Genomic DNA, 11968 nt, shown 5'->3' with positions numbered 1-11968 from the left:
CTGCCCTAGAACAAGAGAATGGCCGCTCCAAGGGCAAGCAGGAAACTGACCAGTGTCGCCGCGACGACGGGCATGGAAGCGCGCCAGCCCTGTTGCAGCAGCAGGTGCATCGGCGACCGGATGCCAGTGGCGACCACCGCCAGCAGCAGCAAGGCGGTCGTGCCGAGCTTGGCCGCGCGGGCAACCTCCGCCGGCAGGACCATCATCGAGTTGAGCGCGGTCAGGACCAGAAAGGCGACGATGAACCAGGGCACCGGCGCGGCACCGGATTTCGTGTCCCCGTCCTTGGGCAGCATCAGCGTCACGATGAGCAAAGTCGGCGCCAGCAGCGCCACGCGGGTGAGCTTCACGATCGCCGCGGTCTGGCCCTCCACCTCGCCCAGCGAATAGCCGGCGCCCAGTGCCTGCGCGACATCGTGGATCGACGCGCCGAGCAGGAAGCCGGCTGCGTGCGGCGAAAGTCCGATCGCCTGCGCGAGGATTGGATAGGTGGACATGGCGAGCGCGCTGGCGGCGGAAACCGCGACCAGCACCAGCGTCAACTGCGCCTGATTGACGCGCTTTTCGCCGAGCGCGGTGGACAGGGCGAGCGCGGCCGAAGCGCCGCAGATCGCGACCGACCCGCCGGCCAGCGTGCCGAATGCCACGCCCAGTCCGAGGCCGCGGGACACCAGGGTGCCGGTGCCCATCACCAGCACGATCATCGCGCCGATCACCGCAAAGCTGGTCCAGCCAAGCGCGGCGATCTGCCAGATCGTGACCTGCAGCCCGACCAGCACGATGCCCCAGCGCAGCAGCGTCTTCGACGCAAAGCCGAGGCCCGCATGCAGCCGCGCATCGGCGTTCAGGAAGTTGAAGGCGAGGCCGATCAGCAGCCCCATCAGCATCAGGGGGGCGCCATAATGGTCGCCGAGCCAGGCCGCGGCGAGCGCGGCGATGCCGGTGACGCCAAGGCCCGGCAGATAGTCGAGCGCCCTGATCCTGGACGGCGCGTCGGCGCGCGGCTTCTCCACCTCCAGCAGGTCGCCGAACAGGTCGGCGGCGGCGGGCATGGTCCTGATCGGACGCGGCGGCGGCAGTTCGAACTCCCCCATGAGCGCGCTTATGACAGGGCTGTCAGAAGGCGGCTAGGGGGTGAACCAGGGTCATCGCTCGTCCCGAGCGCAATCGAGGGCGAAATCGCCGGCGTTTGAGTAACGCCCCTCGTCTTCGCTCGGGACGAGCGGGCTTCAAAGAGCTCGCAACCAAGGAACAGCAATCGCTTCCCTCCGTTCTGCATCCGTCACGATCATGGCCAGCCCTGCTCCTCCCCCCACGCCGCCCGCAGTTCCTTCGGCCGAGGCGCCGCGTGCGCTGAGCCTGGTCCCGCTGGCGACCGGCGTGGTCGCGGTCGGGGCGCTCTATCTGGCCAAGGACGTGCTGGTGCCGATCGTGCTCGCGGTGCTGCTTGCCTTCGTGGTGGCGCCTTTGGTCGGATTGTTGCGGCGGCTGTGGATTGGCCGGACGCTGTCCGTGGTGATCGCCATGCTGATCGCGCTCGCGGTCGTCGGCCTGACCGGCACCGTGATCGGCCAGCAAGCGGCCGGCCTTGCCCCCGACCTGCCCAAATATGCCGAGCGCATCCAGAAGAAGGTGCGCGCGCTCGGCCAATCGAGCGTCGGCACGCTGCCGGATCAGCTGACCCGCGTCGCCCGCCGGTTCGACACCGCCAACCAGACGCCCCCCGCCCCGCGCCTCGCCCGGCGCGCGCGGCCGATCCCGGTCGAGGTGCACGAGCCGCCCGAAAGCGGGCTGCAGACGGCTCGACGCCTGCTCGGCCCCGTCGTCGAGCCGCTCGAAACCTTCGTCATCGTGTTGGTCGTCGCCATTTTCGTATTGCTGCAGCGGGAGGACCTGCGCGACCGGGTCATTCGCCTGTTCGGGTCGTCGGACCTGCACCGGACGACTCGCGCGATCGACGAGGCAGCCGGGCGGCTGTCGCGCTACTTTCTAACCCAGCTGCTGCTGAACGCCTTATTCGGCGGGGTGATCGCGCTCGGCCTCTATTGGATCGGCATCCCTTCGCCCTTGCTTTGGGGGCTGCTCGCCACGCTGATGCGCTTCGTGCCCTATGTGGGCGCGTTCCTGGCCGCGCTGCCACCGCTGCTGATCGCGATCGGCGGCGAGCCGGGATGGACGACGGCGATCATGGTCGGCGGCCTGTTCCTCATCACCGAACCGATCATGGGCTATGTGGTCGAGCCGCTCGTCTATGGTCATTCGACCGGCCTATCGCCGCTCGCCGTGATCGTCGCCGCGATCTTCTGGACATGGCTCTGGGGGCCGATCGGGCTGTTGCTGTCGACGCCGATCACGCTCTGCCTGGTCGTGCTCGGCCGGCACGTGCCGCAGATGGAGTTCATCGACGTGCTGTTCGGCGACCGGCCGGCGCTGACGCCGGTCGAGAGCTTCTATCAGCGCATGCTGGCCGGGGACGCCGACGAAGTGCAGGACCAGGCCGAACAGTTGCTCAAGGACCGTCCGCTTTCCGCCTATTACGACGCCGTGGTCGTGCCGGGCCTGCGTCTCGCGCTGGCGGACCGCCGCCGCGGCACGATCTCGCGCGAGTGCCTGGATGGTATCGTGGAGCAGACGCGCGAACTGGTGCAGGCGCTCGACGGCCATGATGACGACGATGTGCCGGACGAGGACGCACCGGCCGAGCCGGCCGCGCCATCACTGGCCGAACAGGCGCTGCCTGCGGCCTCGGCACCCGCAGCCTCCCCGAGGGGCGCTTCCGTGCTCTGCCTCAGCGGCCCCGGACCGGCGGACCCGGCCGTCGCCGCCGTCGTCGCGCAGCTGCTCGAAAAGCACGGCCATCGGATCATCGAGGCCGAGGACGGTGCGGCCGACTCGTCGGCCCCGGACATCCTGTGCCTGGTCGGCGCCGAACTCCGCCCCTCCTCGCCGCGATGGCGCGGGGTCGAAGCACGGGCGCGCCAGCGCTGGCCCGAGGCGCGGATCGTACGCGGGCTGCTCCGGCCCAATCGCACGGCCGATGCGCCGTGCTGCACCAGCCTGAAAGACCTAGTGGAGGCCTGCGGGAGCTAGCTGCGCGCCTTAGCCTGAGCCCGGAACTTGTGGAGCAGCGGCTCGGTATAGCCATTGGGCTGGGCGACGCCTTCGAACACCAATGCGCGGGCCGCCTGATAGGCGATGCTGTCTTCCGTCAGAGGCCGGTAAAGCGGGTCGCCGGCATTTTGCGCGTCGACCTTCGCGGCCATGCGCCTGAAGGCCGCATCGACCTGTTCGGGCGTGCACACGCCATGGAGCAGCCAATTGGCGATCGCCTGGCTGGAAATGCGCAGCGTCGCGCGATCCTCCATCAGTCCGACATCGTTGATGTCCGGCACCTTGGAACAGCCGATCCCCTGGTCGATCCAACGCACCACATAGCCGAGAATGCCCTGCGCATTGTTGTCGAGTTCGCGCGCGACTTCCTCTTCCGTCCAGTTGCGACCTTTGGCGAGCGGCACGGTGAGCAGCTGATCGAGCGCGGGCGGGGCTTCGCGCTTCAGCTGCTCCTGCACGGCGAAGACATCGACCTGGTGGTAGTGCATCGCGTGCAGCGTCGCCGCGGTCGGGCTCGGCACCCAGGCGGTATTGGCGCCGCTTTTCGGATGGCCGATCTTCTGGTCGAGCATGTCGGCCATCTTGTCGGGCGCCGCCCACATGCCCTTGCCGATCTGCGCCTTGCCCGACAGGCCGCAGGCCAGCCCGATGCGGACGTTGCGGTCCTCATAGGCCTTGATCCAGGCGCTCGTCTTCATCTCGCCCTTGGGGATCATCGGCCCCGCCTGCATCGCGGTGTGAATCTCGTCGCCGGTGCGGTCGAGGAAGCCGGTGTTGATGAAGACGATGCGGTCCTTCACCGCCTGAATGCAGGCAGCGAGGTTGGCCGAGGTCCGACGCTCCTCGTCCATGACGCCGACCTTGATCGCATGGCGGGTAAGGCCGAGCAGGTCCTCGACCGCGTCGAACAGCCGGTTGGTGAAGGCGGCTTCCTCGGGGCCGTGCATCTTTGGCTTCACGATGTAGATGGAGCCGGTGCGGCTGTTGCCGCCCCGATCGTGCAGCGCGCACAGGCTGGTGAGGATCGCGTCCAAGATTCCTTCCGGCGCTTCCGATCCGTCCGGCAGCAGCACCGCCGGCGTGGTCATCAGATGCCCGACATTGCGGACGAAGAGCAGGCTGCGGCCCTTCAATGTGAACTCGGCGCCGTCCAGGCCGGTATAGGTGCGATCCGGGTTGAGCCGGCGGGTGAGCGTGCGACCGCCCTTGGCAAACGTCTCCTCAAGGTCGCCGCGCAACAGGCCCAGCCAGTTGGAATAAGCGAGCACCTTGTCGTCCGCATCCACCGCCGCGACCGAGTCCTCCAGATCGACGATCGTGGTGATCGCGGCCTCGAGGATCACATCGGCGATGCCGTGCGGGTCGTCGCGCCCGATCGGGTGCGCGCGGTCGACCAACAATTCGATGTGCAGGCCATTGTGGCGGAACAGCGGGCTGTCGTCGCGCCAGCCGACAAGCTGCGGATGCTCTGCCCCGCCGAACACCTGGCTCCAGCCCGGCAGCACTTCGTCGAGGAAGGTGCGGGCGCGGCCGATCACTTCGCCGCCGCGGACCTGATCATAGCCGCCAGGCTCCGCCGCGCCGGGGATAGCGTCGGTGCCGTAGAGCGCGTCGTAGAGGCTGCCCCAACGGGCGTTGGCGGCGTTCAGCAGGAAGCGGGCGTTGAGCGACGGCACCACGAGTTGCGGACCGGCGGTGCGAGCAATCTCGTCATCGACATTGGCGGTGCCGATCGTGAACGGCGCCGGCTCGTCGACCAGATAGCCGATCTCGCGCAGAAACGCCTCATCGACGGCGCGTCCCGCCTTGTAGGCCGCGTCGATTTGGGCCTGCAGCGCGTCCCGCTCGCTCAGCAGCGCGCGATTGTCGGGCACGAAGCGCGCGAAGATGTCGGCGACGCCGGACCAGAAGGCCTGGGGGTCCAGATTCGTCCCCGGCAATGCCCGCCGCTCGACAAAGTCGACCAGCACCGATGCAATCTGAAGCCCCGCTCGCTCGACCCGCATCTTCGTCTCCCTGTGTGCGGAGGCGTTCCTTTCGGCGAAGACCGGGTCTGTCAAATTGGCTCAGTCGATAAAGAGCGGGTCGATCACCAGCCGGGCGGCCTCGACCGTTACGGCATGCATGGCCGCCATGAAGCTCTTGCCGTCGGATTTCCGGATGTCGACGACGTCGCCCGCGCCAAAGTTTTCGACCGCAGTGACGGTGCCGACCGAATCACCGTCAGGCGTCACGACCGGCAGGCCGATCAGATCGGCATGATAATATTCGTCTTCGTCGAGCGGCGGCAGCGCCTCGCGCGGGACGGTCAGCGCGACGCCGCGCAGGGCCTCCGCGGCGCTGCGGTCGCCCACCTCCGCGAAGCGGGCGATAGCTCCTGCACCTGAAGCGCGGACGGAGCGGAGGGTGAGCACGCGGCCACCCGCGTCGAAGCTTTGGTAGCGCTTCAACCCCTCGGCATCATCGGTGAAGAGCTTGAGGCGCACTTCGCCCTTGATGCCATGAGCACCGGTGATCGCCGCGAGGGTAACTAAAGTCATAGAAATCCAAAACCCGTTCGCTTCGAGCGCAGTCGAGAAGCAGTATCGCGCCCCTCGGCGTTTCTCGACTTCGCTCGAAACGAACGGTTGATGGAGTTCAATCCGAAGCCTCAGCCTTCCGCCGGCTCGTCGGTCGACTGGGGCTCGTCGGTGCCGGTGGGCGCAGCGGCATCGCCTTCGGCCGGCTGTTCGGTCGAGACGCCCTGGTTGGTGGCGTCGTCGGTCGCTTCGTCGGCAGCCGGAGCGGCACTCGCCGCGGCAGCAGCCTCGGCAGCTTCGGCCGCCTTGGACGCACGCTCCTCGGCGCGCTCCTTCGCCTTCTCGCCCGGCTCGCCCTTCTTCGGGTTGTTGCGCGCCGCACGTTCCTTGACGCCCGCCTGATCAAGGAAGCGAAGGACGCGGTCGGTCGGCTGCGCACCGACGCTCAGCCAGTGACGTGCACGATCGGCGTCGAGCTTCACGCGCTCGGGCGAATCCTTCGCCAGCAGCGGGTTATAGGTGCCGATCTTCTCGATGAAGCGGCCGTCGCGGGGCGAACGCGCGTCCGCCACGACGATGCGGTAATAAGGACGCTTCTTGGAGCCGCCACGCGACAGCCGGAGGGAAAGTGCCATTCTCTTCTTCCTTCAGTTGATTACGGTTACTTCTTCAAAAACTTGTCGAATCCGGGCGGCAGGTTGCCGGGGATCGGCGGCAGGCCGGCGCCGCCAAGGCCCGGCAGGCCGCCGGGGAGCTTGCCCCCTGCGCCGCCGAGCATCTGGCCCATGCCGCCGGGCATGTCGCCCAGGCCGCCGCCCTTGCCGAACATCGCGGCCAGACCCTTCAGCCCGCCCATCTTCTTGATCTTCTTCATGGCGTTCGCCATTTCCTGATGCATCTTCAGCAGCTTGTTCACGTCCTGCACGGTCGTGCCGCTGCCTTTGGCGATGCGGATCTTGCGCTTGGCGTTGATCAGCTCGGGCTTCGAGCGCTCCTTCGGCGTCATCGAGGTGATCATCGCGTCCATGCGCACCAGGATCTTCTCGTCGACGGCACCGGAAGCCATCGCCTGCTTCGCCGCCTTCATGCCCGGGATCATACCGGCCAGCGCTCCGAGCCCGCCCATCCGACGCATCTGCGCCAGCTGCGAACGCAGGTCGTCCATGTCGAACTGACCCTTGGCCATCTTGGCGGCCATGCGCTCGGCATCCTCGATCTGGATGCTCTCGGCGGCCTTTTCGACCAGGCTGACGACATCGCCCATGCCGAGGATGCGGCCGGCGACGCGCTGCGGATGGAAAGCCTCCAGCCCGTCCATCTTTTCGCCGGTGCCGGCGAACTTGATCGGCTTTTGCGTGACCGCCCGCATCGACAGCGCCGCGCCGCCGCGCGCATCGCCGTCCATCCGTGTCAGGATCACGCCGGTGAGCGGCACCTGCTCAGAGAAGTTGCTCGCGACGTTGACCGCGTCCTGGCCGGTCAGTGAGTCGACGACAAGGAGGATTTCCTGCGGCCGCGTCACATCCGCAACCGCCTTCATCTCGTCCATCAACGCCTGATCGACGTGCAGCCGGCCCGCCGTGTCGAGCATCAGCACGTCATAGCCCTGGAGCTTCGCGGCATTGAGCGCGCGACGAGCGATCTCGACCGGCGGCTGACCCTGGACGACCGGGAGGGTCGCCACCTTCACCTGTTCGCCGAGCGTGGCGAGCTGCTGCTGCGCGGCCGGACGGTTCACGTCCAGGGACGCCATCAAGACCTTCTTACGGTCGCGCTCTGTGAGGCGCTTCGCGAGCTTGGCGGTGGTGGTGGTCTTGCCCGAGCCCTGGAGGCCCACGAGCATGACGATCGCCGGCGGCGTCACGTCGATCGCCAGCTCCGATGCATCCGAGCCGAGCATCTCGACGAGCGCATCGTGGACGATCTTGACGACCTGCTGGCCCGGCGTGACCGAGCGCAGCACCTGCTGGCCGACCGCCTGTTCGGTGACCTTGTCGACGAAATCCCGGACGACCGGCAGCGCCACGTCCGCCTCAAGCAACGCGATGCGGACCTCGCGCATCGCCGCGCGCACGTCCGCTTCGGTCAGCGCGCCGCGACCGCGCAGCCGATCGAAGACGCCGCCCAGCCTTTCGCTCAGAGTCTCGAACATCAGGTCACTCCAACACCGCCGGCGCGACAACGCGAAAAACGCCGGCGGACGAAACCTCGTCGGCCAGCGTTGGCGCTCGTCGGGAGCGCCGAAGCGTCACCATTCCTGCGGAATGCGAGGGCTCACCTAGTGGCGTCGGCGGCAAAAAGCAACGCCGGACATGAGGGTCGACGAACCGCTATGAGTCGGAACCCGCCTGCGGAGCCATCCTCGATAAGACAAAGCCCGGCGCGAGGCCGGGCTTTGCACTGCTCTCGCGACGAGGCGGAGAGGCTTATTTCAGGTGGTTCGACAGGTGCTTGTTCATCTCGAACATCGACACCTTGTCCTTGCCGCCGAACACCTTCTTGAGCTTGTCGTCGGCGACGATCTCGCGCTTGTTCTGCGGATTCTGCAGGTTGTTCTTCTTGATATAGTCCCACATTTTCGAAACGACGTCGCTGCGGGCGATCGGCTTGTCGCCGACGATCGCGGCCAGATCGCCCGAGGGCTGAACCGGCTTCGACAGCGCGTTATTGGCACGTTTCGGTTTGGCGTCCGCCATGTGTGATTCCCTCCCTTTGGAACGGTTGATGTGTGTCAATCGCAAACAAAAGAAAACCGGATTCCTCTCGTAAAGCCGGCGTTATCCACAGAGAAGCGGTCCACTGTGGCGCGAATGACACTCAAGCGGCCTCTTCGGCAGGACCGGAGACCAATTTGGTGAGCGGGCGCGGCGATGACTCGATCACGGGCAAAGCATCGATCTCCTTGGGTCCCGAGACCTCCAGTCCCTCGAACTTCTTCGCCTGACTCATGACCTGACTCTCAAGACTCCCCACCATTGAGTTGTAGGCGTTGTTCGCGCCTTCGAGATTGCGCCCGAGCCGCGCGACATGGCCGCCCATCGTCGCCAGACGAGAATGGAGCTCCTTGCCAAGCGCCGCTATCTCCGCGGCCTGCTCCGCGAGCTTCTCCTGTCGCCACACAGACGCCACGGTGCGTGCGATGGCGACGAGATTGGTCGGCGTGGCGAGCAGAACCTTACGCTCGAACGCCCACTCCCAAAGCGTATCGTCCTGCTCCAGCGCAGCGGTGAGGAAATGCTCGCCGGGAATGTACATGACGACATAGTCGGCAGCGTCGCCGAATTGCGCCCAGTAATTCTTGGAGCCCAATTGCTGCGCGTGGCTGCGAATCGAGTCTTTATGCGCGACCAGATGAGCCTTCCGGACAGTCTCCTCGGATGCGTCGTTCGCGTCGAGAAATGCATTCAACGAACACTTGGCGTCGATGATCAGCTTGCGGCCGCCCGGCAGCCGCACGATCACGTCCGGCCGTAGCCGCCCTTCCTCGGTGTCGACCGAAACTTCCGTGGCGAAATCGGAAAAGCTGGATAACCCTGCCTGTTCGAGCACGTTCTTCAGGCTTTGCTCGCCCCAGCGCCCTCGCGCCTTGGGGCTGGAGCGAAGCGCGTTGACCAGCTTGGCGGTCTCGTCGCGCACGGCAGTGTGGCCGGCGTGCAGCGTCTGCACCGCTTCACGCAGCCCCGCATAATGATCCACTCGCTCCTTCTCGACTTCGTTCAGCTTCTCCTCGTAACGCTTCAGCGTCGTCTCGACCGGCGCGATCAGCGCCTTCAGCTTCGCTTCATTCTGTTGACCTTCATGGGACAGCCGCTCGGCCGCTCGCTTCAGGAAAGCATCATGAGCGTTTTCCAGCGCTTTGCCCGCCAAATCCCCGAACCTGGTCTCGAGCTTCGACTCCAGCTCCTTCACCTGCGCCAACTGCTTGGCGAAGGCGTCGGCCCGCTCAGCCTCCCCGCGCTCGAACGCAGCCTTGGCGGCCGCGAGCGCCTCCTTTTCGGCGCGTAGCTCAGTGAGATCCTGTTCCTGGCGCGCGCACCGCTCCGCCAGCGGCCGCAACGTCGCCGCCTCTTCCCGGGCGACGTCGCGCTCCTTCACCACTTCGTTCAGCTGCAGGCGCAGCAGTTCGGCCTGCCCCGCCCGCTCGTCGGCGCCGGCGAGCTTCGTCTCGACCGCCCGCAACTGACCGGACAGCCTGAAAGCATAAATGGCAATGCCGGCGACGATAAAGGCAAGCACGGCGACGATCAGCAACGGGTCCACAACGCCCTCCCAGAACAGAGGGAGAACCTACCGGGCGATCGGGTCCGCTACAAGCGAAGACTAGGCCGCCTTCTGCCGCGCCTTGAGCAGCTTCTTGAGCACCATCTCGCGCTTCAGGCGGGAGAGGTGGTCGATGAAGAGAATGCCTTCCAGATGGTCCATCTCGTGCTGCAGGCAGATGCCGAGCAGACCGTCGAGCTGCTCCTCATGGACCTTGCCCTCCCGGTCCTGCCAGCGGGCGCGGATGCGCGCCGGGCGCTCCACCTCGGCATATTGATCGGGAACCGACAGGCAGCCCTCGTTATACAGCTGCACCTCTTCGGACTCTTCCAGGATTTCCGGATTGATGAAGACGCGCGGATCGCGGATCGGCTTGCCGTCCGCGTCTTCCTGCTCTTGCAGGTCGATGACCAGCAGCCGCTTCGGCACGCCGACCTGGATCGCGGCAAGACCAATGCCCGGCGCCGCGTACATCGTCTCGAACATGTCGTCGATCAGCGTCTGCAGCGCGCCATCGATCGTCTCCACCCGCTCGGAAACGGTGCGCAGGCGCGGATCGGGCGTCTCGATGATCGGAAGAATGGCCATAGGCGGAAATTAGGTGCGCAGGCGGCCGAGGTAAAGAGCTAGACGACCGGGCGTCGTGCCCTGAGCGCCTGCGCGAGCGTGCCCTCGTCGAGATAGTCGAGCTCGCCGCCCACCGGGAGGCCATGGGCAAGCTGCGTAAGGCGCACCGGAAAGCGCTCGATCCGCTCGGCGATGTAGTGCGCTGTCGTCTGCCCTTCGAGCGTGGCGTTCATCGCGAGCACGACTTCATCGATGCCACCGCTCTCGACGCGGCGGATCAGGCTATCGATGCGCAGATCCTCAGGGCGGACGCCCTCGAGCGCCGACAGGCGACCGCCGAGCACATGATATTTGCCGGGAAAGAGCCGCGACCGGTCGAGCGCCCACAGGTCAGGCACGTCCTCGACGACGCAGAGCGCGCGTGCGTCGCGGCGCGGATCGGCGCAGATGCCGCACGGATCAGTCGTATCGACGTTGCCGCAGATGCCACAGGTGGCGAGGCGCTCGTTCACCGCCTCCAGCGCGCGCAGCAGGGGCGCGAGTGCCGTCTCCCGCCTCTTCAGCAGGTGCAGCACCGCCCGCCGCGCCGACCGCGGGCCAAGCCCCGGCAGGCGGCTCAGCGCCTGGGTGAGCGTCTCGATTTCGGGAGAGGCCATGGCGTCTTCAGATAAGGGGTTGCACGCGCGCTCGCCAGCCGGTTCAGGAAAGCCATGCGCCTCGTTTTCATGGGAACGCCCGAATTCGCCGTGCCTGCGCTCGATGCGCTGGTGGAGGCTGGGCATGATCTGGCCGCCGTCTACTGCCAGCCGCCGCGACCCGCCGGTCGCGGCAAGGCGCTGCAGGCGTCGCCCGTGGAGAAGCGCGCCGCGGCCCTCGGCATCGAGGTGCGGCATCCGCTCAGCCTGAAGGATGCGGACGAGCAGGCGCGGTTCGCCGCACTCAAGGCGGACGCGGCGGTCGTCGCCGCCTACGGCCTGATCCTGCCCAAGCCGATCCTGGCCGCGCCGCGGCTCGGCTGCTTCAACATCCACGCGTCGCTGCTGCCCCGCTGGCGCGGCGCCGCGCCGATCCACCGTGCGATCCTCGCTGGGGATGCGATCACCGGCGTCACGATCATGGACATGGAAGCGGGGCTCGACACCGGGCCGATGCGGGCGAAAGTGGAGGTGCCGGTCGACCGCAAGACAGCCGGCGTGCTGACCGAGGAACTGGCGCGCAAAGGGGCGGCGCTGATGGTCGAAGTGCTTACCGCCCTGGACCGCTATCCAGCAGTTCCTCAGCCGGAGGCGGGCGTCACTTACGCCGCCAAGATCGACAAGGCGGAGGCGCGGCTGGACTTCGCGGCCGGTGCCGCATCGGCCGAGCGCCAGGTCCGCGCCTTCAACCCGGCGCCGGGCGCATTTTTCGAGCTGGACGGCGAGCGCGTGCGCATCCTCGCGGCAGAGATCGAGCCAGTCGCCGGGGAGCCCGGCCAAGTGCTCGACGACCGACTGCTGATCGGATGCGGCGCG

The 11968-nt window shown here is 66.9% G+C and carries 11 protein-coding genes; 2 read left to right on the top strand and 9 right to left on the bottom strand.

Annotated features, from left to right (window positions below):
* Positions 1-5: 5 nt before the first annotated feature.
* Positions 6-1094: a YeiH family protein gene (locus HJG53_RS17485; protein WP_171132633.1), complete on the bottom strand. Its 1089-nt coding sequence runs from the start codon at positions 1092-1094 to the stop codon at positions 6-8.
* A gap of 196 nt (positions 1095-1290) precedes the next feature.
* Here HJG53_RS17485 and HJG53_RS17480 point away from each other — a divergent pair, with 196 nt between their 5' ends.
* Complete coding sequence (locus tag HJG53_RS17480; RefSeq protein ID WP_171132631.1) at positions 1291-3090, top strand: AI-2E family transporter; 1800 nt, start codon at positions 1291-1293, stop codon at positions 3088-3090.
* Here the strand turns inward: HJG53_RS17480 and HJG53_RS17475 are convergent.
* The 8 genes from HJG53_RS17475 to recR form a co-directional block, all read right to left on the bottom strand.
* The gene (locus tag HJG53_RS17475; protein WP_171132629.1) at positions 3087-5117 is read right to left on the bottom strand and encodes a malate synthase G; all 2031 of its coding nucleotides are present in this window, start codon (positions 5115-5117) and stop codon (positions 3087-3089) included. The genes HJG53_RS17480 and HJG53_RS17475 overlap by 4 nt on opposite strands.
* Positions 5118-5177: 60 nt before the next feature.
* Positions 5178-5657 carry a ribosome maturation factor RimM gene (gene rimM / locus HJG53_RS17470; RefSeq protein ID WP_171132685.1) on the bottom strand — a complete coding sequence of 160 codons (480 nt, stop codon included), beginning with the start codon at positions 5655-5657 and terminating at the stop codon, positions 5178-5180.
* A 104-nt stretch (positions 5658-5761) separates the two neighbouring features.
* Positions 5762-6265 carry a 30S ribosomal protein S16 gene (gene rpsP / locus HJG53_RS17465; protein ID WP_171132627.1) on the bottom strand — a complete coding sequence of 168 codons (504 nt, stop codon included), beginning with the start codon at positions 6263-6265 and terminating at the stop codon, positions 5762-5764.
* A gap of 26 nt (positions 6266-6291) precedes the next feature.
* Entirely contained in the window at positions 6292-7782 is a 1491-nt protein-coding gene (gene ffh / locus HJG53_RS17460) for a signal recognition particle protein (RefSeq protein ID WP_171132625.1), read from the bottom strand.
* Positions 7783-8056: 274 nt separating this feature from the next.
* Positions 8057-8326: an SWIB/MDM2 domain-containing protein gene (locus HJG53_RS17455; protein WP_171132623.1), complete on the bottom strand. Its 270-nt coding sequence runs from the start codon at positions 8324-8326 to the stop codon at positions 8057-8059.
* Positions 8327-8447: 121 nt separating this feature from the next.
* Complete coding sequence (gene rmuC, locus HJG53_RS17450; protein ID WP_171132621.1) at positions 8448-9890, bottom strand: DNA recombination protein RmuC; 1443 nt, start codon at positions 9888-9890, stop codon at positions 8448-8450.
* Positions 9891-9950: 60 nt separating this feature from the next.
* Positions 9951-10478 (bottom strand): peptide deformylase, encoded by a 528-nt coding sequence (def, locus tag HJG53_RS17445; RefSeq protein WP_171132619.1) that lies wholly within the window; start codon positions 10476-10478, stop codon positions 9951-9953.
* A gap of 38 nt (positions 10479-10516) precedes the next feature.
* Positions 10517-11113, bottom strand: coding sequence for a recombination mediator RecR (gene recR / locus HJG53_RS17440; protein ID WP_171132617.1), 597 nt, complete (start codon positions 11111-11113; stop codon positions 10517-10519).
* A 54-nt stretch (positions 11114-11167) separates the two neighbouring features.
* Between recR and fmt the strand changes: the two genes are divergently transcribed.
* A partial coding sequence (fmt, locus tag HJG53_RS17435; RefSeq protein WP_171132615.1) for a methionyl-tRNA formyltransferase occupies positions 11168-11968 on the top strand: 801 nt, incomplete at its 3' end.

This window comes from Sphingomonas sp. ID1715, from assembly GCF_013044515.1.
Taxonomy (GTDB): Bacteria; Pseudomonadota; Alphaproteobacteria; order Sphingomonadales; family Sphingomonadaceae; genus Sphingomonas_B.
Note: the sequence above shows the minus strand (reverse complement) of the source record. Positions and strands in the feature narration are given on the sequence as shown.